The following is an 18,898-nucleotide window of genomic DNA, read 5'->3' on the forward strand; positions in this document are numbered from 1 at the left end:
CAAAATAAGTATGAATGCTTTTATAAAAAGTAAAATCCGTAATATGATGCACCAATTACTACTTCCAAGAGGTAGGCAATACAAGCCTCGTCCGGAGTTGGAGTATGGGTGGGACAAGATTTTTATTGAAAATGGTGAGAAAAGAATTTGTGTATTGTGGAATAAAAACTCTTCCATAGACACAAATCGTATCATCATATTATCTCATCCTTATCTTACCGATGCCAAATCTTTTTTTTTTAGTTAGAGGCCATACCGAGATGTACTTGGAGCACCAATATCAAGTTGTACTTTTTGACTATAACGGATTTGGAGAAAGCCCTTTTGTAGATTTTAATTATGCTGAGGATCTGCGGATAGTGGCAGATTTTGTTAAAAAAAGAGCATCAGAGGCAATAGTATTTGGCCATGGAATTTCGTTTGGAGCCTCTCACACTATAAATTATGGCACAAAGGAGCAAAATGTATTTCACAAGATTATTGTTGAAAACTGTTTGGATTCCAATCTTTCTTACTATAGAAAAAGAAACAAGAAACTGCATGTGGTCATGTTGGGCCTAATGAAAATATTTCCCCAAGTAAATAAGGATCATGACTACATCAAAAGTATGAGCAAACTCACAGGTGTAAATGGTGTACTGTTGATATACAATAATAATGATGACCTTACCACTGTATCAATGGGGAAATCATTGTATCTTGCCAGCAATATCCCTGCACAATTAGTAACCTTCGACGGTATACATCTTAGGGCTTTACAAGATAATAAAGAGGCGTACACTAAAGAAGTTATTTCTTTTTTACAGAATATTTGACAGATTCATCTATTGCCAGAGCTTCAGACATGATTGTGTTTAAGTCCTCCAAGGGTAGGCTTGCAAGGTCAGTAATCATAATTCCGGCTACCTGCTTTCTTGTTCCAAATTCCATTAAGCTTGCTTTTTTCATCAACTCATTGGCTCTTGTAAATGCTATTTCAACACTTCCATGATTTGTTGAGTTTAGGTAGCATATCCAACTTTTTTTATAATAAAACGGGATGCCATAATTCAATTTAGGATATATTTCTGCATCAGAGCTTAAAATCCAAAAATGCAGGAATTCAAGAATTTGCTTTTGATTTCCTTCTTTTTCATATATGTAAAGTTCTACTGGGTTCATGCATTTAAATTATAAACAACCAATTAATCTTGACGAATATCTGAATCATTCAAGGGTTGTTAATTTTCCAATTTATAAATGAGAGTAAAAATTATCCTTTTGTTCATTCAGTTTCGAATTTTGTCAAAGTCATTTAAAAAATAAATTAAATCTGTAATTTACATAAATCAATTATTTTATTACATTTGTACCAATCAAAACATAATATTAATATGGAAAGTTTTAATTTTTTAGTTGTTTTAGCCTCGGGATTAGTGCCTTTGGCGGTGGGAGCCATATGGTATGGTCCTTTATTTGGTAAGGCATGGATGGCTGCTGCTGACATGACCATGGAAAAAATGGTAGGAGCCAATATGATGAAAATTTATGGTTTAGCACTGCTTTTTGGATTGATGCTTGCCGTCGGATTATTTCCCATCGTTGTGCACCAAATGGGTATTTTTTCAACATTGCAAAATGTTGGAGTAGACACTCCAGGTAGCGAAGCCAATCTCTTTGCTCAGGATTTTATAAGCAAATACGGAACTGAATTTCGTACTTACAAGCACGGAGCATTCCATGGTTTTTTGACTGGATTATTTGTCTTTCTGCCTATTATGGCTACCAATGCACTTTTTGAAAGAAAGAGTTGGAAATATATCTTTTTAAATGTTGGGTACTGGACACTATGCGCCGCCATCATGGGTGGTATCATAAGTGCATGGGCTTAAAATTTTGCTGTGACTATTTTATGGCAGAAAGATTGTTTAGTGTGTCATTTGTAAGCGGTTATTGTAAGTCTTCAACACAGGGCACAATTTTTATGAAAAATGTAAAAAGATGTTTATACCATACGGATAATTGAATGCAGATTTTTTAGGTTTTAGTTAATTGATTTACAATGTTTTATGCTTTATTTTTAAAAAATTTGTCTGTTCACAATATTGTGCGAATGTGTTCAAGTTGCAAATGAATTTTAAGCCTTAAAATTATGATTCATTGGGATGTAAAAAAAAAACTTCATCCCAGTGAATCTTTATAGTAAAATGAAATCATCCTGAATGCCCAATTGCAAGTTGCCACATCATCAGTAAAGTTGTACTGACGATAATTTGTTTTTCTAAAGACGATGCTTTACATGTCTTTATTTTATTACGACGATAAATGTTCATGACGATAAATGTCCTGATTTTAAATCACTTTAAATTCAAGCTTCGTGTTACCGCTTTGGGTAAAGATAAACTTCGTCTTTACTCAAAATAAATACAAGAGTAAATGGATTTTTGGGAAACTAATTTATTTTGAGTATATAAAGTTATGGCATAAAACTGTAAAAGAAATTTAAGCAAAAATTAAAAAATGAAAACCAAAGTAAGTTCAAGTGCAATTTGGGAAGATTCAATAGGATACTCCAGGGCTGTGAAAGCTGGGAATATCATAGAGGTTGCCGGTACAGCAGCTGTACGTAATGGAGATGTTGTACATACCGGTGATCCCTATAATCAGGCAAAATACATCATAAAGATCATAGATCATGTACTCAAACAGTTGGATTCAAGGCTTGAAGATGTAGTGCGAACCCGTATTTACTTAAAACATGTGAGTGATTGGGAAGAAGTAGGAAAGGCACATGGCGAATTTTTCGGAACAATAAAACCGGCTTGCTCAATGATTGCTGTATCTTCGATGATAAATCCCGAAATGCTTGTGGAAATTGAAGCCACTGCCATTATTAGTTAAAGAGCATGTACAAAATAAAAGAAATCTATTACACGATCCAGGGAGAAGGGTTTCATGCTGGAAGGCCGGCAGTTTTTTGCAGGTTTTCAGGGTGTAATCTTTGGAGTGGGAGAGAAGCAGACAGAGATAAAGCAATATGTAAATTTTGTGATACTGATTTTTGGGGTACAGATGGAAGATTTGGTGGCAGATATGATGCTGTATTGTTAGCGGAGACCATTAAATCTCTTTGGCCACCAGGTAGTGAAAATATTTTTGTAGTTTGCACCGGCGGAGAACCTGCTCTGCAAATGGATGATATATTAATCTCAACTTTCAAAAAATTTCATATTGAAATTGCCATTGAAACTAATGGAACCCTGCCTTTACCAGAAGGTATAGACTGGATATGTGTCAGCCCGAAATCAAATACAGAAATAATAATGACTAAAGGTGATGAGTTGAAGCTGGTATTTCCTCAGAAAGAAAATATCCCCAAAGATTACGAACATTTAGACTTTAAACATTTTTATTTACAGCCTTTGGATGATACATTCAGAGTGCAACATACTGAGGCAGCGATTCATTATTGCCTGCAACATCCTTTTTGGAAACTTAGCGTTCAGACCCACAAATTTCTGGGGATTGACTGAATTTGTTGAATTGTGACTTAAAAAACAAAAAGCCGGAAGAATCAACTGACATCCGGCTTTTTAGTTTTAATTTTACAATGATAATTATCCGAATATCTCAGTACCGGCAAAATGGAATGCACCTTCAATCGTTGCATTTTCATCACTATCGGACCCGTGAATGGCATTTTCACCAATGTTTCTTGCATATTTAGCCCTGATTGTACCTGGTGCTGCATCTGCAGGATTAGTAGATCCGATCAGTTTTCTGAACTCTTCCACAGCATTTTCTTTTTCAAGGATGGCAGCTACTATTGGTCCTGATGACATAAATTCCACCAATTCCCCGTAAAACGGTCGTGCTTTGTGCACAGCATAAAATTCTCCGGCTTTTTCTGCAGATAATTTTGTATATTTCATGGCTACTATTTTAAAGCCTGCTTCATTTATCTGAGATAAAATAGCGCCAATATACCCTGAGCTTACCGCATCAGGTTTGATCATTGTAAATGTTCTGTTAGTTGCCATAAATATTAAATTTTAATTTTGTAATTTGAAAAACGCCGCAAAAATAGGAAATCATATTCTTCATTGATACAAAAAACAAAAATTAATTTTGATTTGTTGGTTTTTTTACTCAAATTTGCGACTTTTTATGACCGAAGAAATCCGCCTGTTAAAAGAAGTACTGATATTGCCTAAGAAAATCAGTATCATAACTCATCGCAATCCGGATGGTGATGCTATCGGGTCTTCTATGGCGCTTTACAGGTATTTGACAAAGCTAGGCCATAACTCAAAAGTTATCTTCCCCAGTGAATATCCTGCGGGTTACAGTTTTATAGAAGGCGTGAGCTTGTCTGTTATTTTTGATTCCGATCCTGAACAAGCAAGATCAGTTATTGATAACAGTGAAGTCATATTTTGCCTGGATTTTAATGGATTAGACAGAGTTGACAAGTTGGGAGAAAATATTCAGTTCAGCAAAGCAAAAAAATCCTGATTGACCACCATCTTGACCCGGAACCGTTTACTGACATCGAATTTAGTGACATTAATTCAAGTAGTACATGTGAATTGGTATTCAAGGTAATAGAAGGCTTGGGTGATATTGCAAAGATAGACACTTCCATTGGTGAAGCACTCTTTACAGGCTTGATTACTGATACTGGATCATTTAGATACGGCACCAGACCATACACATATGAAGTCGCTTCAAAATTGAAAGGACTCGGGGTGGATGATTATAAACTGGCGGATAAGATTTTTAATTCTCAGAAAGAAAAACACCTGCGATTGCTTGGCCACTGTCTCGCAAACAGGATGGAAGTCATAAAGGATTATGGAGTGGGGATCATGTGGCTTACCAAACAGGATTATGTTGACTTTGAAATTCAGCGTGGTGACACAGAAGGCATCGTCAACTATATGTTGATGATCGAAAATATTAGAGTAGCTGCCTTTATTTTAGAGCAACCAAGTATTATTAAAATCTCTCTTCGCAGTAAGGGAGATATTTCGGTTCAGGAGATTGCTCAGAAATATTTCAATGGCGGAGGTCATAAAAATGCTGCAGGCGGTGGAGTTTATGCCAATCTTCAGGATATCATTGACAAAGTCAAAAAAGTCATGCCTTTGTACCTACCTAAAATTCAATCCTGATGAAAGACAGATGTTCTTTTTTAAATAATTAATAATTTTCAATAAAACAAATCATGAAATTTAATCTTAGTTCAATTTTATTTTTATTAGCAATAGGGATAATAGGTTGGAAAAGTGGTGATACTAAATTATCAAGTGGGTTTGATTATAAAGTAATTCAAGCTGGAAAAGGGGATGTACCAAAAGTAAATGACTACGTATTTTTTACTATAAAAATCACCGATGAAAAAGGCAAAGTACTTCAGGAAATGAAAGAAGGTCCACAAATGCCTGTGATGCAAATTTTGCAGGAAATGCCCAAACACCCAATGGCAAATCCAGTACTTGAATTACTTGCCATAAGTAAAGTCGGAGGTGTGTATCAACTGATTATGCCCGTGGATTCGATTCCAAATCCACCTGCTGATATTGCTGATATGAAGCACATCACTTATGAGGTTGGTATTAAAGAATTTAAAAATGAAGAGCAGTATAAAAAGTATATGGAGGAGCAACAAGCAGAAATGCAGGCAAAAATTACTGCAAATATGGAAAAATTACCTGCCATTGAAGAATTAACTAAAACGACTTTGGAAGATTATAAGTCAGGTAAGTTAGAAACTAAATCAACAGCATCCGGCCTTAAGTATTATATCGTGAAGGAAGGTCAGGGACCAAACCCCAAAACAGGAAATACTGTAAGTGTAAATTATTATGGTGTGCTAAGTGATGGAACAATGTTTGATAATTCTTTCCAACGGGGTCAGACTTTTCCTTTTGGTTTAGGTCAGGGACAAGTTATAAAAGGTTGGGATGAAGGTATAGCACTTCTCAATAAAGGAGCAAAGGCATTCCTATTTATTCCGGGAGCCTTGGGTTACGGGGCAGCGGGTAGTCCGCCTGTAATACCCGCCGATGCAGAGCTTGTGTTTTACGTAGAACTTGATGATTTTACAGGACAATAAGTTTATTGTTTAAAATATATTCAATGTCGTTTTGGATTATTCTAAACCCAACGGCATTGAATATTTGTTACCTAAATATCTTAAAGTGAGCTTTTCAAATGTGTGCTTTTCTAAACACATGAAGTAGGACGAAGCATTAGTAGGTCATTTAGATTTTTAGAAGTAAAATAACATCTTAATAAACAGCATGTTATTTTAAGTAGAAAGGAAAAGTATTTTTTTAAAATTTAAACATGCAGGGCAATGACCATAGAGCAGTTAGCTGACTTAAGGGTGCGATTGACATCGGTAAGGAGGTATCTTTGACGTCGATCGCCGTATTATTGAAATAGAAGAGAAAGAACAAACTTCTCTGGACCCAACTTTTTTGGAACGATCCTGAAAAAGCTGAAATCACATTAAAAGAGCTGAAGGATCATAAAAAATGGGTCGAAAAATACCACATGCTTGAGACAAGCATAGATGATCTTGATGTGCTTCTGGAGTTTTTGAAAGAAGGTGAAGGTACTGAAGCCGAAGTAGACGAAAAATATAAAGAACTACTTAATCAATTAGATGATATTGAGTTTCGGACTACACTTGATCAACCTGAAGATGCACTAAGCTGTACCCTCGAAATCAATGCCGGGGCCGGAGGTACTGAAGCTTGTGACTGGACTTCAATGCTCTTAAGGATGTTTTTGATGTGGGCAGATAAAAGTGGTTATAAAGTAACAGAACTGGACAGAATTGATGGAGATGTTGCAGGAATTAAATCAATCTCAATAGAAATTGATGGAGAGTATGCATATGGTATGCTGAAAGGAGAAAATGGGGTTCATAGACTGGTACGTGTAAGTCCATTTAATGCTCAAGGCAAGAGAATGACCTCGTTTGCATCTGTCTTTGTCCATCCTCTCGTTGATGATACTATAGACATACAAATTAATCCTGCTGAAATAGAATGGGATACTTTCAGAGCCCAGGGAGCTGGAGGACAAAATGTAAACAAAGTAGAAACAGCAGTGCGTATCAAACATATACCTACTGGCATAGCTATTCAGTGTCAGGAGGCAAGGTCACAACACGCCAATAGAGATAAAGCCATGCAGATGCTTAAATCCCGACTTTATGAGATAGAGCTGGAAAAACAAAGAGCAGAGCGTGAAAAACTCGAATCTCAAAAAATGAAAAATGAATGGGGTTCTCAGATCAGGTCCTATGTTCTGGATGACAGAAGGGTAAAAGACCACCGTACAGGTCATGAGAACAGAAATACTGATGCAGTATTGAATGGAGATCTGGATGGATTTCTTAAGGCTTATCTGATGTGGGATGGAAATTGATCAGTTAACCTTCGATCACTATTCAATTGCAGTTAAAGATCTTGACAAAAGTTGTCGGTTTTATGCGGAAATTTTAGGGTTGAATAAAATAAACAGGCCGGATTTTGATTTTGAAGGTGCCTGGTTTTCGATAGGGGAATATCACTCGTTGCACCTTATTTCAGATGAAAATACCGAGGTACAATTTTCAGGTACCAGACAATTACACTTCGCTTTCGCAGTTAAGGACATTCTTAATTTTAGGACTTATTTACTGTCCAAAAACATTGAAATTGTCAAAGACATAAAGTCCAGGCCTGATGGTATGTTGCAATTATTTATTAGGGATCCTGATGGATATTTTGTTGAAATTACATCGTTGTAGCTGCAGTACTTGATGATTCAGTTGCTAAAAGATCTATGGATTGCCATCATGTCATTTTGGCAGGTGCAATAATAGCTATTGATCACAAATGGCATGTTGTAGTTCAATTTGGCAGGGCGAAATTTAGGAATTCTACTTTGGCACACTTCATGATATATAACAGGGAAATCTAAAATTTATTTATTTAACATATTAAATTAAAATCAGATATTATATGAAACCAATTAATGACAGAGTGGTAGTAAAACCTGCACCAGCAGATGAAAAAACAACAGGGGGAATCATCATTCCTGATACAGCGAAAGAGAAACCTCAGAGAGGAGAAGTTATCGCTGTAGGTCCAGGCAAAGATGGAAACAAGATGACAGTAAAGAAAGGTGATACTGTTCTGTATGGCAAATACGCCGGTCAGGAGATCAATTTTAAGGGTGAGGACTATCTGATCATGAGAGAAGATGATATCCTGGTGATTATCTAATTATTTTTAAAAACAAATTCATTAATTCATTTTCAAAAATTAAAATATATGGCTAAGATAGTAAGTTTTGACACGGAAGCTAGAGTAAAATTAAAATCAGGGATTGATCAATTAGCAAATGCTGTTAAAGTGACTCTGGGACCCAAAGGTCGTAATGTGGTCATTCAAAAAAGTTTTGGTGCACCTGTAATCACAAAAGACGGAGTGACAGTTGCTAAAGAAATCGAACTTGAAGATGCAGTAGAAAATATGGGAGCTCAAATGGTAAAAGAAGTAGCATCTAAAACTGCGGACGCAGCTGGTGATGGTACCACTACTGCAACAGTTTTGGCTCAGGCTATGGTCAATGCCGGTATGAAATATGTGACAGCAGGAGCTAATCCCATGGATTTGAAAAGGGGTATTGACAAAGCAGTTGGCGCTGTTATTGCTGATCTGAAAAAACAAAGTGAAGTGATCGGTTCGGATTTTCATAAAATCAAACAAGTTGCGTCTGTATCGGCAAACAATGATGAAGAAATAGGTACCTTGATAGCTGATGCTATGAAAAGAGTGACCAAAGATGGGGTCATCACTGTAGAAGAAGCCAAAGGAACAGAAACATATGTGGACGAAGTAATAGGTATGCAGTTTGACAGAGGATATTTGTCTCCTTACTTTATCACAAATACTGAAAATATGACCACAGAATATGAAAATCCTGTGATTCTGATTCATGATAAAAAGATTTCCAATGTTCAGGAAATTGTTCCTGTGTTGGAAAAAGTTGTGCAGACAGGAAGACCTTTGCTTATCATTGCTGAAGATGTAGATAGCCAGGCTTTAGGCACGCTGGTAGTCAATAGATTGAGAGCAGGATTGAAAATCGTAGCTGTAAAAGCTCCTGGATTTGGTGACAGACGTAAAGCAATGCTTGAAGATATAGCTATATTGACAGGTGGAGTTGTCATTTCTGATGAAAAAGGTTACAAGCTTGAAAATGCCACTATTAGTGAGCTCGGTCAGGCTGAAAAAATCACAGTTGATAAAGATAATACAACTATTGTAAATGGAAGAGGCCAGCAAGCAGACATCAATGCAAGAATCGGTCAGATCAAGGCTCAGATAGAGACCACTACATCTGATTATGACAAAGAAAAACTTCAGGAAAGACTTGCTAAGTTGGCTGGTGGTGTGGCGGTACTTCATGTAGGAGCTGCTACTGAAGTGGAAATGAAAGAGAAAAAAGACAGAGTCGATGATGCACTTCATGCTACAAGAGCTGCAGTAGAAGAAGGTATTGTAGTAGGCGGAGGAGTTGCACTTATTAGGACTATCAAAGGGCTTGAAGATCTTAAAGGATTAAATGAGGATGAAAATCTTGGAATTCTTATAGTAAAAAAAGCACTTGAAGCACCACTCAGAATTATAGCTGAAAATGCCGGAGTGGATGGTTCAGTAGTATTTCAGGAAGTGGCCAAAGGAAAAGGAGCCAATGGCTATAATGCGCGAACAGGAATTTATGAAGATCTGAAAAAAGCAGGTGTTATTGATCCTACCAAAGTGACAAGAATAGCTCTTGAAAATGCAGGATCTATAGCGAGTATGGTTCTTACGACTGAATGTGTCATCTCAGACAAAAAAGAAGAGAATGCCGGTGGTCATGCACATCCTCCTATGGGTGGTGGCATGGGCGGCATGATGTAAGCCATAAGAATTAGAATATGTTGATTTTTTAGGTAAGATCTGCGTAATGCAGATTAATAAAAAAAGCTCCTGATAACTTCGGTTATTCAGGAGCTTTTTTTTTGAAGTGTTTTGGCTTCACGCCGAAGGGTTCATCACTGTCTTCGCAATGAATCCGAATTCCGTCTCCGAATTGAAACCATTACCTGCATTGAATCTTAACTCAACATACAAAGTTCATCAATTAGAGAAATTATAGTGGACAGAAAATAAGCTGCGAAAAATTTAAATCATAATGTATTGTAAATTAAATAATTATGATTATATATTTTCGAAATCAATTTTCTGTTTGGTATAGTTAAGTTAGTATTGACATTAAAAATCAATGTCGTTTAGTTAAGGCATCTTTATGAAGTCATTCCCTTGCAAGGGAATGATTTAGATAGGGTAAAAACAAAGAAAAATTCCTTATCTAAACGACGTTGACATTAAAAATACTTAAAACTTTGTCCTGGCTTGATGCTAAGTAAAGATTCATAAATAAGATGAATGACACTTTCCACGTCTTTTTTATGCGCCATTTCTACTGTCGTATGCATATATTTCAGTGGCAAGGAGATCAATACAGATGGGATGCCGCCGTTGCTGTATGCAAAAGCATCCGTGTCTGTACCTGTGCTTCTGCTTGATGCAGATCTTTGGAAATCAATATTTTTGGATTCTGCTACTCCTATTACTTGATCAAGCAATAAATTATGAACAGCCGGTGCATAAGTGAGAGTAGGGCCAAGACCACATTTTATATCACCCTGGATTTTATTATTGACCAAAGGTGTACTGGTATCATGGGTTACATCAGTAATGATGGCTACATGGGGTTTTATAGTGTTGGCAATCATTTCTGCACCCCGAAGCCCAATCTCTTCCTGAACAGCATTTACTATATATAACGTGAATGGAAGCTTTTTTTTCTTTTCTTTCAGAAGTCTGGCAACTTCTGCAATACAAAATCCGCCAAGCCTGTTATCCAAAGCTCGGCCACAGTAGTAGATATCATTTAGTGTAGTGAGCTCATCCTGAAATGTGATGACACATCCCACATGAATACCCATAGCCAAAACTTCGGCTTTATCCTTTGCTCCAACATCTACAAAAATATTATCTACTGTAGGCGCCATATTTTCATCTTTACCTTTCCTGGTATGGATTGCCTGCCATCCAAATACACCCTTTACAATTCCTTTTTTTGTATGAATATTGACACGCATTGAAGGGGCAATGATATGGTCTGAACCACCATTCCTGATGACCTGAATGTAGCCATTGTCAGATATGTAATTAACGTACCATGAGATCTCATCAGCGTGGGCTTCGATAATTACTTTGTACTCATGTCCGGGGTTGATGACACCATAAGCGGTGCCATAATTATCAAGATGCCAGGAGTCAACATAAGATTTGATGTATTCTACCCATATTTTCTGTCCGGAGGCTTCGTAGCCTGTAGGTGATGCGTTGTTCAAGTATTTGTATAAAAACTCTTCTGATTTTTGGGTGATAATATTCATTTAAAATTTATGGCTTATCGTTTAAAAAATATTTTTGATACCAGGCTTGAGGATCTTTATTCCATTCACCCAGTATTGATGATTCAGATAAAGAGATGTATTTACTTTCGATAGCTTCTTTCAGCAAAGCGTTATAATTGGACAAAGTAAGGTATTTACAATTGTTTATCCTAAAATTTTCTTTTGCTTTTTCAAAACCATAATCAAAAATAGCTAATACCCCCAATACTTGATGCCCCTCCTTTCGAAGGATTTCAACTACATCAATCGAACTACTTCCTGTCGAAATAAGGTCTTCAACAACAAGGATTTTTGCACCGACAGGAATTTCTCCCTCAATGAGGTTTTGTCTTCCATGCCCTTTAGGAGCAGATCTCACGTAACAAAAAGGCTTGTCAAGATAGTCGGCCATTAGCGCTCCATGAGCAATCCCGGCAGTAGCAACCCCTGCAATCATATCAAAATCACCAAATGACTCCGATACTTCACCAAATGCTTTTTTAATAATATTTCTTACTTCAGGATAAGACAGAGAAACACGATTATCGCAGTAAATAGGAGACTTAATACCAGAAGCCCAAGTAAAAGGATTTTGTGGGTTTAATTTAATTGCGTTTATTTGCAAAAGTTTTTGAGCGATCAATTTTTCAGTACTCATTTTAAGCTTTAAATGGAGAAACCGCAAATTTATAAAATATATATCAATGAAGTGGAAGTTATTCTGAAACCTTCTGCAGATATTACTTTGGATGATGCAGTTTCTACGGGGAGTGTCGTCGTTAAGTACACTGGCAATAAAAAACATTTGTTGGACTATATCAACATTCTTGAAAAATCAATAAAATCTGAAAAACTAATCATCCACTTTGAAGATTTTGTGAAGCTAAAAGCAGATTTTAAATCTCATTTCTCTGAAATAGAAGCTGCAGGTGGTTTGGTGGTGAATGAAAAAAATGAGTATTTGTTCATTTTCAGAAGCGGATCCTGGGATTTGCCAAAAGGCCGTATAGAAAATAATGAAACAAAAAAAATTGCCGCTATGAGAGAAGTGACAGAGGAAACTGGAATTAAAAAGTTGACTATCATTCAGAAACTGATGATCACAAGACATACATTTCGTAGCAATGTGGGCAAAAGGATTATTAAAAAATCATATTGGTATCTGATGGATGCCAAAAAGCAGAATACCACCCTCAAACAAATGAAGATATTGTTCAAGCCGAGTGGATGACATTAGAAAAGTTTTATAGTAAAAAGAGACAAGTTTACCCCAATATTCTGGAAGTGCTGCATACCCAAGAAACACCAACAGATAAGAGTAAAGTGCAGATAAAAATAAAATAGTGAAATATATCAAATATATAAAAGACTGGATTAAAAGTTATTACAAAGATCTCTTAGTATTCTGTATCACAATTTCATTTGCCTGGGTTTTGATATATCGAATAGTGCCGCCCCCTGCCACTTTACTGATGTTTACCCGAATATTGACAACTGAAGGTGATTTTCAATATAGCTATAAAGGAATATCTAAGATTTCACCACATATACAAGTGTGTGCTATGGCATCTGAAGATCAAAATTTACCATTTCATAGTGGTATGGACATAGAAGCCATACGAAAAGCTGCAGCAGTAAATAAAAAAGGTAAAAAGGTATTCGGGGCAAGTACTATCAGTCAGCAGGTGGCAAAAAACGTCTTTTTATTTCCTCAAAGATCCTACATTCGCAAAGCTTTGGAGCTATATTTCACCATGATCATTGAAACATTATGGTCCAAGGAAAAAATACTCGAAACATATCTGAATGTGGCTGAAATGGGTAATCTTATATTCGGAGTCGAACAGGCAGCCCGGAATTACTATAATAAATCAGGAGCTATACTAAATGTAAGAGAGTCTGCAGCCATTATTTCCGTCTTACCAAGTCCGAGAAAATATGATGTTAAAAATCCAGGCAAATATGTAGGAGCCCGACAACGCGAAATAGCTGATCTCTATTATTCATTGGACGGAATCAGATATCTCAGAGAACTCTATGTAAAAGCGGACAAATCCCTCTACGATTTCAGAAATTATAAGAAATAGGTCATTATTTGGGTTGCGAGTACAATCTAATGTTTTGTCAATTGTGGTAATTCGTCACTTAAGGATCACAACTGACTTGACTAAGCGGGCAGGGGTAGAGGGCAGTTTAAACAATTTCAATACAAAAATGAGATACACCCCATAAATGTAACATTAGTCTCTTTAACATCTTTCCTGCTCTCATTTTTGGAGTGTGATTTTAGACATCATAATAATAATCAACATAGATTTTGAGTATAAAATTTTAGGAATACGAATCAGTTTTGTACCTTTGCAAGAGAATAAGAAGGGGTTTTCTGGAGCATATATTTCAATGATCCCTACGAGTGCCGGAAGTGTAAATTATACCCATTACCATTAACATATATTGAAGAATGACAGATCAGTTTAAAAAATTAAGCAAGCATGAGTGGGAGTTGTTGGTCGAAGCTATTCCATTAATTGGCATACTGATTGCAGGTGCAGACGGAGAGATAGATGAAGAAGAGATGGATTGGTCAAAAAAGATTACCCATATCAGAAGCTATAAAATGAAAGGTAGTGTGAAGTCATATTATGAAGAAGTAGACAGGGATTTTGAAACAAAACTTATGCACTATTCTGAAGTTTTACCTTCAGGTGTTGAAGAACGTACAGAAATAATTTCTGAAAAACTTCGTCATCTGAACCCTATCTTAGCCAAGTTGGATTCTGATCTTTCATATAAATTGTATAAAGGATTTTTAAGTTTTGCTGATCATGTGGCCAAAGCTTCAGGAGGAGTTATGGGCTTTTTTGCGGTCAATAAAGAAGAAGCAAAATTATTAACCCTGCCAATGCTTAATCCGATCTATTTTGATGGTACTGAAGAAGAATAAGTAATGTGATGCGATAGGAATATCTATGATGTAAAAAAAAATACTATCTGCTTTTTCTCTTCCCGCTATTCCTGAAATCTTTAAATGATTTGTTTGCCTTATTTGTTTTTGGCTTGAACTTTTCAGATTTTATTTCTTGTTTGATTTTTGTTGAGGATATTTTTAAATTTGGGTCAATCTTCAAGAGAGGATATAGATCTTGTTGTGTCATAGAAATAAACTTACCGGGTACAAGCTTACCTATTTTAAGACCTTCTATCTGTACTCTGACTAAGCGTAATACCGGATAACCTACGGAAGCAAACATCTTTCGGATCTGACGGTTTTTTCCTTCTGTGATCTCTATCAAAACCCAGGAGTCAGGAATACTGGCTCTGTATCTAACCGGAGGAATTCTTTCTGGCAGCGTAGGTGGCTTAGGAAGTTTTTTTAACGTGCAGGGTAGGGTGCGGTACGTACCCTTTTCCAGTTTGATATCTACACCTTTACAAAGCAGGGTGATGGCCTTTTCATCTATATCATTTTCAACCTGAACGATGTAGGTTTTTTTATGTTTTTTTGATGGATTCAGAAGTTGGTCGTTCAGCGATTTGTCATTTGTCAGCACGAGAAGACCTTCAGAGTCTTTGTCCAATCTTCCTACAGGATATACATCCTTTTCTATATTTAAAAAATCAGAAAGTGTTTGATGGTTTTCCCTTTCCTTTGTAAACTGAGTGAGTACATTATACGGTTTGTAAAATACATAATATTTAAAATCCATAGTCAATAATTAGGGTGTATTTCATTTTTTCGCTTCACATTATAAAGCACCATTTTATTATATCGCGATTCAGGCAAGATGCCTGTCTATATTGCATCGTAGCTGGAAGCTACGACGAACAAACGAAACTTGATAAGAAAGAGTAAAGGGCGAAAAAATGAAATGCACACAATAATTATGTATTTGTATTGATGTTAAAGAAACTCCTATCTGCATTTATACATTAAATCTGAAATGCATGACATCGCCGTCTTCTACCACATATTCTTTGCCTTCAACACCCATTTTACCGGCTTCTTTCACCGCATGCTCAGACCCATATTTGACATAAGCATCGTATTTTATGACTTCTGCCCTGATAAATCCTTTCTCAAAGTCAGTGTGTATGACTCCTGCCGCTTGAGGTGCTTTCCATCCTTTTACGATAGTCCAGGCCCTGACTTCTTTTACTCCTGCTGTGAAATATGTATATAAATTCAACAGCTTATAGGCAGCCCTGATGATTCTGTTGACTCCGGCTTCATGAAGCCCCATAGCTTCTATAAATTCCATACGTTCTTCCTTGCTTTCGAGCTCCGCAATTTCAGCTTCTATTCCTGCACATATCAGCAATACTTCAGCATTTTCATTTTTTACTGCATCCATAAATCGCTGTGTATGGACATTTCCTTCGATCACTGCAGCTTCATCAACATTACAAACATAAAGGATGGGTTTGCCTGTAAGAAGATATAAATCCTTATAAAGCGATTCATAATGCTCGTCGACTTCAAAGCTTCGGGCAGGTTTTTCACTCTCGAGATGTTTCAGCAGTTTTTCTGCCCATTCTACATTGAGTGCATCGTCTTTAGACCCTGATTTTGCTTGCTTTTTTAGTTTATCAATCCGTTTTTCCATGGTTTCGATATCCTTAAAGATGAGTTCAAGGTCTATGATCTCTTTGTCTCTTACCGGATCAACACTCCCGTCTACATGGATGACATTATCATCTTCAAAACATCTGACTACATGGACTATGGCATCAACTTCGCGGATATTTGCCAAAAACTGATTGCCCAGTCCTTCGCCTTTTGATGCACCTTTGATAAGTCCGGCAATGTCAAGTATTTCAACGCTCGTGGGAAGTACTTTTTGAGGATTCACTAATTCAGCAAGTTTGTCCAACCTTGTATCAGGCACTACTATCACCCCGAGATTAGGCTCTTTGGTTGCAAACGGATAATTGGCAGCAAGCGCTTTTGCAGATGTTAATGCGTTAAAAAGTGTTGACTTGCCAACATTTGGAAGTCCTACAATTCCACACTGAAGTCCCATTGAAATATAATTTTGGTGAAAAACGCCACAAAGGTACGAATTAGGCTTGAAATAGTAGTTTATTATTTAAAGTTAACATAAATATGGAAAGTTTTTAATTAAAGTTTCAAATAAATGCTGCCATAAGGTGAGATTAAATATTATTCTTAATAGGGCTATTACCCACTTCCTATTTTAAGCACCGATGACTTTTATATTGTAAGCAAGTCAGCTGTCTTTTATATTTAAGATTTTTTAAATAAAAAATGAAATGTTAATAAATGGTGTTGTTTTATCATGATGCTCAATGATATCTAATATATTTTAACGCCAAAACTGCCACCACTTTTTATCAGATTTATCCTTAATTTTTAACTCTTGTTTATTTTGCTTTATTTTACTATAACTGTAAATTTCAACTTTTTCATCAGTTTTCATTTGCCCAACATAACTGCTTCAAACAAATAATAATCATCTGCTATTATTTTATAGCCGTCGCCAAAAATCATTCCAAAACTCATTGAAGTCTCATTGCCGAAAAAACCACAGCCTTTAGGAACTTTTTTCAAAATGTCTTTAAAGATAAAATCAAAATCTTCAAATAAAAAATCACTATCAAAATAAACTAAAGTAGAATTATTTCTCGAAAATACTACAATAGTATTTTCGTCATATACGCCAGCATCGTATTCTATCCATTCACCAATTCTGTTTAGACTTAGTTTAATATTACACTCATCCTGAACTATATCCAATATTTCTTTCTTGTTACCAGCAGCAACAATTCCAATAATCGTCATTCCCATAAATTAAGTTTGTTTTGTTTTTGATTTTTAAATGTTTGTAATGCTATATAATTTCAGAAAAAGTCTCTCTGTCTATACACCCCTATTTTCAAAGGCAAAAGTAATTAAAAAGATAGATTTTCATCTAATTCAAGCTACTTTTATAATCAAATAGTCAATATCTATAGTATGAAATGAAAAATTTAAATACCTTGTATTTGAATTAACTTTTAGGTAATAGTCTCATATTTCAAAAAAAAACCAAAACAACTCCTTTTAAGTACTAAAAGTGCTCTTAAATCATTAACGTTTAAAGATTTAATTACATAAAATGCTACTATTTCTAAAGCGTTAAATTTCTGGATTTAAATCTTCATGAAGAATCGACCAGGTATAATCCGCCAGTAATAGTACTGATGCTTTATAAATAAAAGGTGATTTAAGTCCCCATTCGTCTGGGGAGATCATAGAAATCATCCATGAACTGTCTTTTCTTTCATATACATAATATGTATGGCCAATCAAAGGCTTAAATCCTACGTCTGCTCTATATATCTTCTCAGAAATATTAATCCTGTCATGGATTGCCTGAGCTTGTTTGATCAGTGTTTCTACCTGTTCTTTTATCTGTACAAGTTGATTTTCTGTTTGCTGGTACATCGCTTTCATCGCATTACCTTTGGTTCGACCTTTGTCCAAAGGCCTGATAATAGCGCTGCCTACATGGTGCGCATATGGCAGTAAGTGTGGTGTTTCAGTGATATGATCAATACTGATCGGATTGTTTTGTTCAGACATTGTCCAAAATTGTTCTATAAGTATCAATACACCTAAAAATAAAAATAGTTCAGGATCAGAACATAATAAATTTGGAACGTTTACCACATTGTGCTTTACCAAAGTAGCCGATGCCCCAGTTCAATTCAAACACTACACCAGCAAATGCGACATTGGATGATTTATAACCTGCAGCAAATATACTTTTATCTCTAAGTGGTGTATTAAGTGGTGATCCTTCTTTGACAAAGTCGGTAAAGGCATACTCCAATCTCAGTCCCAGTATGCCACTAAATCGCCCGTCATTACCCATAATATTGGCTCCGAAACCTACAACCCCTGCTATGTTATTGGAATTATAACCTTCAGTTCTTTCATTGGTTGTGTTTTCAAGATTGTCTTCTACTTTGGAAACAAATGAAATTTTTGGCCCGATTTCAAAGTATCCAAGGTTTTGTGCGTTTTTGTATAGTGCATAAACATCTGTTGTGGCCCAGGAAATACTTGCAATTTTCCCAATGGACAATATGTCAAAATCTTGTTTTGATGAGCTTCGCATTGCTTCAAGTGACAAACCACTGAAGCCGAAGTTGACTCCCAATTTACCTCCAAACCCATAACCTGTAGCAATTTTATAATCGTAATCTTTCGAATCAAAGATGGCAGAATTGATGAATCCTGTTGCACCGTACTGAACCTTCAAGCCTGCATCAAACCACACTATTTGCTTTTGTGCCGATAACTGAATCGAGGCTAATACACCGATTAAGAAAATGAACTTTTTCATGAATATAAGATTTATTTTTGTGAAAAAAAAGATGCTCAAGGCACAAAAATAA

The 18,898-nt window shown here is 36.0% G+C and carries 21 protein-coding genes and 2 pseudogenes; 14 read left to right on the top strand and 9 right to left on the bottom strand.

What is annotated here, in order from left to right:
- Positions 1-43: 43 nt before the first annotated feature.
- Together IPK35_10410 and IPK35_10415 are read left to right on the top strand one after the other, a co-directional pair.
- Positions 44-247, top strand: a complete 204-nt coding sequence (locus IPK35_10410; GenBank protein ID MBK8053659.1) for a hypothetical protein — start codon at positions 44-46, stop codon at positions 245-247.
- Positions 222-815 (top strand): alpha/beta hydrolase, encoded by a 594-nt coding sequence (locus IPK35_10415; protein ID MBK8053660.1) that lies wholly within the window; start codon positions 222-224, stop codon positions 813-815. The genes IPK35_10410 and IPK35_10415 overlap by 26 nt, the downstream gene beginning before the upstream one ends.
- Here IPK35_10415 and IPK35_10420 read toward each other — a convergent pair.
- Complete coding sequence (locus IPK35_10420) at positions 790-1,161, bottom strand: hypothetical protein (protein MBK8053661.1); 372 nt, start codon at positions 1,159-1,161, stop codon at positions 790-792. The genes IPK35_10415 and IPK35_10420 overlap by 26 nt on opposite strands.
- A 212-nt stretch (positions 1,162-1,373) precedes the next feature.
- Here IPK35_10420 and IPK35_10425 point away from each other — a divergent pair, with 212 nt between their 5' ends.
- From IPK35_10425 to queE, 3 genes are all read left to right on the top strand, one after another.
- Entirely contained in the window at positions 1,374-1,871 is a 498-nt protein-coding gene (locus IPK35_10425) for a DUF1761 domain-containing protein (protein MBK8053662.1), read from the top strand.
- Between the two features lie 628 nt (positions 1,872-2,499).
- Positions 2,500-2,880, top strand: coding sequence for a RidA family protein (locus IPK35_10430; GenBank protein MBK8053663.1), 381 nt, complete (start codon positions 2,500-2,502; stop codon positions 2,878-2,880).
- 5 nt (positions 2,881-2,885) lie between these two features.
- On the top strand, positions 2,886-3,512 hold the full coding sequence (gene queE, locus IPK35_10435) for a 7-carboxy-7-deazaguanine synthase (protein MBK8053664.1): 627 nt from the start codon (positions 2,886-2,888) through the stop codon (positions 3,510-3,512).
- An 84-nt stretch (positions 3,513-3,596) separates the two neighbouring features.
- Here the strand turns inward: queE and IPK35_10440 are convergent, their stop codons facing one another.
- Positions 3,597-4,019 carry a nucleoside-diphosphate kinase gene (locus IPK35_10440; protein ID MBK8053665.1) on the bottom strand — a complete coding sequence of 141 codons (423 nt, stop codon included), beginning with the start codon at positions 4,017-4,019 and terminating at the stop codon, positions 3,597-3,599.
- 127 nt (positions 4,020-4,146) lie between these two features.
- Between IPK35_10440 and IPK35_10445 the strand changes: the two are divergent.
- The 6 genes and pseudogenes from IPK35_10445 (at position 4,147) to groL (ending at position 9,950) form a co-directional block, all read left to right on the top strand.
- Positions 4,147-5,153, top strand: a pseudogene (locus IPK35_10445) (bifunctional oligoribonuclease/PAP phosphatase NrnA).
- Between the two features lie 503 nt (positions 5,154-5,656).
- Positions 5,657-6,097: an FKBP-type peptidyl-prolyl cis-trans isomerase gene (locus IPK35_10450; protein MBK8053666.1), complete on the top strand. Its 441-nt coding sequence runs from the start codon at positions 5,657-5,659 to the stop codon at positions 6,095-6,097.
- A gap of 278 nt (positions 6,098-6,375) precedes the next feature.
- Positions 6,376-7,422, top strand: a pseudogene (prfB, locus tag IPK35_10455) (peptide chain release factor 2).
- Entirely contained in the window at positions 7,412-7,786 is a 375-nt protein-coding gene (locus IPK35_10460; GenBank protein ID MBK8053667.1) for a VOC family protein, read from the top strand. Before prfB ends, IPK35_10460 begins: the two are co-directional and overlap by 11 nt.
- Before the next feature lie 214 nt (positions 7,787-8,000).
- Positions 8,001-8,264 carry a co-chaperone GroES gene (locus IPK35_10465; GenBank protein MBK8053668.1) on the top strand — a complete coding sequence of 88 codons (264 nt, stop codon included), beginning with the start codon at positions 8,001-8,003 and terminating at the stop codon, positions 8,262-8,264.
- Positions 8,265-8,312: 48 nt separating this feature from the next.
- Positions 8,313-9,950, top strand: a complete 1,638-nt coding sequence (gene groL / locus IPK35_10470) for a chaperonin GroEL (GenBank protein ID MBK8053669.1) — start codon at positions 8,313-8,315, stop codon at positions 9,948-9,950.
- A 467-nt stretch (positions 9,951-10,417) separates the two neighbouring features.
- Here groL and IPK35_10475 read toward each other — a convergent pair whose 3' ends face one another.
- Both IPK35_10475 and IPK35_10480 read right to left on the bottom strand, forming a co-directional pair.
- Positions 10,418-11,497, bottom strand: coding sequence for a M20/M25/M40 family metallo-hydrolase (locus IPK35_10475; protein ID MBK8053670.1), 1,080 nt, complete (start codon positions 11,495-11,497; stop codon positions 10,418-10,420).
- A 7-nt stretch (positions 11,498-11,504) separates the two neighbouring features.
- Complete coding sequence (locus tag IPK35_10480; protein MBK8053671.1) at positions 11,505-12,155, bottom strand: orotate phosphoribosyltransferase; 651 nt, start codon at positions 12,153-12,155, stop codon at positions 11,505-11,507.
- Positions 12,156-12,167: 12 nt separating this feature from the next.
- Between IPK35_10480 and IPK35_10485 the strand changes: the two genes are divergently transcribed.
- The 3 genes from IPK35_10485 (at position 12,168) to IPK35_10495 (ending at position 14,441) form a co-directional block, all read left to right on the top strand.
- Positions 12,168-12,728 (top strand): NUDIX domain-containing protein, encoded by a 561-nt coding sequence (locus IPK35_10485; protein MBK8053672.1) that lies wholly within the window; start codon positions 12,168-12,170, stop codon positions 12,726-12,728.
- Between the two features lie 112 nt (positions 12,729-12,840).
- On the top strand, positions 12,841-13,584 hold the full coding sequence (gene mtgA / locus IPK35_10490; GenBank protein MBK8053673.1) for a monofunctional biosynthetic peptidoglycan transglycosylase: 744 nt from the start codon (positions 12,841-12,843) through the stop codon (positions 13,582-13,584).
- Positions 13,585-13,958: 374 nt separating this feature from the next.
- Positions 13,959-14,441: a hypothetical protein gene (locus IPK35_10495; GenBank protein ID MBK8053674.1), complete on the top strand. Its 483-nt coding sequence runs from the start codon at positions 13,959-13,961 to the stop codon at positions 14,439-14,441.
- Between the two features lie 43 nt (positions 14,442-14,484).
- On the opposite strand, the gene IPK35_10500 is transcribed toward IPK35_10495, so the two are convergent.
- The 5 genes from IPK35_10500 to IPK35_10520 all read right to left on the bottom strand — a co-directional run bounded on the left by IPK35_10500 (position 14,485) and on the right by IPK35_10520 (position 18,846).
- Positions 14,485-15,204 (bottom strand): pseudouridine synthase, encoded by a 720-nt coding sequence (locus tag IPK35_10500; GenBank protein MBK8053675.1) that lies wholly within the window; start codon positions 15,202-15,204, stop codon positions 14,485-14,487.
- Between the two features lie 216 nt (positions 15,205-15,420).
- Complete coding sequence (gene ychF, locus IPK35_10505; protein MBK8053676.1) at positions 15,421-16,518, bottom strand: redox-regulated ATPase YchF; 1,098 nt, start codon at positions 16,516-16,518, stop codon at positions 15,421-15,423.
- A 413-nt stretch (positions 16,519-16,931) separates the two neighbouring features.
- The gene (locus tag IPK35_10510) at positions 16,932-17,303 is read right to left on the bottom strand and encodes a hypothetical protein (protein MBK8053677.1); all 372 of its coding nucleotides are present in this window, start codon (positions 17,301-17,303) and stop codon (positions 16,932-16,934) included.
- A 330-nt stretch (positions 17,304-17,633) separates the two neighbouring features.
- Positions 17,634-18,080, bottom strand: coding sequence for a DUF2452 domain-containing protein (locus IPK35_10515; protein MBK8053678.1), 447 nt, complete (start codon positions 18,078-18,080; stop codon positions 17,634-17,636).
- 55 nt (positions 18,081-18,135) lie between these two features.
- A complete protein-coding gene (locus IPK35_10520) occupies positions 18,136-18,846 on the bottom strand; it encodes a hypothetical protein (GenBank protein MBK8053679.1) in 711 nt (236 codons plus the stop codon).
- Positions 18,847-18,898: the final 52 nt, after the last annotated feature.

The sequence above is a fragment of the Saprospiraceae bacterium genome (assembly GCA_016713025.1).
Taxonomy (GTDB): Bacteria; Bacteroidota; Bacteroidia; order Chitinophagales; family Saprospiraceae; genus OLB9.

What these genes read in the sequence shown, in the direction of transcription:
- groL (MBK8053669.1), top strand. Translation starts at nt 8,313, where the DNA reads ATGGCTAAGATAGTAAGTTTTGACACGGAAGCTAGAGTAAAATTAAAA.
- IPK35_10440 (MBK8053665.1), bottom strand. Translation starts at nt 4,019, where the DNA reads ATGGCAACTAACAGAACATTTACAATGATCAAACCTGATGCGGTAAGC.
- IPK35_10520 (MBK8053679.1), bottom strand. Translation starts at nt 18,846, where the DNA reads ATGAAAAAGTTCATTTTCTTAATCGGTGTATTAGCCTCGATTCAGTTA.
- IPK35_10415 (MBK8053660.1), top strand. Translation starts at nt 222, where the DNA reads ATGCCAAATCTTTTTTTTTTAGTTAGAGGCCATACCGAGATGTACTTG.
- IPK35_10485 (MBK8053672.1), top strand. Translation starts at nt 12,168, where the DNA reads ATGGAGAAACCGCAAATTTATAAAATATATATCAATGAAGTGGAAGTT.
- IPK35_10450 (MBK8053666.1), top strand. Translation starts at nt 5,657, where the DNA reads ATGCAGGCAAAAATTACTGCAAATATGGAAAAATTACCTGCCATTGAA.
- IPK35_10515 (MBK8053678.1), bottom strand. Translation starts at nt 18,080, where the DNA reads ATGTCTGAACAAAACAATCCGATCAGTATTGATCATATCACTGAAACA.
- IPK35_10500 (MBK8053675.1), bottom strand. Translation starts at nt 15,204, where the DNA reads ATGGATTTTAAATATTATGTATTTTACAAACCGTATAATGTACTCACT.
- IPK35_10495 (MBK8053674.1), top strand. Translation starts at nt 13,959, where the DNA reads ATGACAGATCAGTTTAAAAAATTAAGCAAGCATGAGTGGGAGTTGTTG.
- IPK35_10510 (MBK8053677.1), bottom strand. Translation starts at nt 17,303, where the DNA reads ATGGGAATGACGATTATTGGAATTGTTGCTGCTGGTAACAAGAAAGAA.
- queE (MBK8053664.1), top strand. Translation starts at nt 2,886, where the DNA reads ATGTACAAAATAAAAGAAATCTATTACACGATCCAGGGAGAAGGGTTT.
- IPK35_10420 (MBK8053661.1), bottom strand. Translation starts at nt 1,161, where the DNA reads ATGAACCCAGTAGAACTTTACATATATGAAAAAGAAGGAAATCAAAAG.
- IPK35_10465 (MBK8053668.1), top strand. Translation starts at nt 8,001, where the DNA reads ATGAAACCAATTAATGACAGAGTGGTAGTAAAACCTGCACCAGCAGAT.
- IPK35_10475 (MBK8053670.1), bottom strand. Translation starts at nt 11,497, where the DNA reads ATGAATATTATCACCCAAAAATCAGAAGAGTTTTTATACAAATACTTG.
- IPK35_10460 (MBK8053667.1), top strand. Translation starts at nt 7,412, where the DNA reads ATGGAAATTGATCAGTTAACCTTCGATCACTATTCAATTGCAGTTAAA.
- ychF (MBK8053676.1), bottom strand. Translation starts at nt 16,518, where the DNA reads ATGGGACTTCAGTGTGGAATTGTAGGACTTCCAAATGTTGGCAAGTCA.
- IPK35_10430 (MBK8053663.1), top strand. Translation starts at nt 2,500, where the DNA reads ATGAAAACCAAAGTAAGTTCAAGTGCAATTTGGGAAGATTCAATAGGA.
- IPK35_10425 (MBK8053662.1), top strand. Translation starts at nt 1,374, where the DNA reads ATGGAAAGTTTTAATTTTTTAGTTGTTTTAGCCTCGGGATTAGTGCCT.
- IPK35_10480 (MBK8053671.1), bottom strand. Translation starts at nt 12,155, where the DNA reads ATGAGTACTGAAAAATTGATCGCTCAAAAACTTTTGCAAATAAACGCA.
- IPK35_10410 (MBK8053659.1), top strand. Translation starts at nt 44, where the DNA reads ATGATGCACCAATTACTACTTCCAAGAGGTAGGCAATACAAGCCTCGT.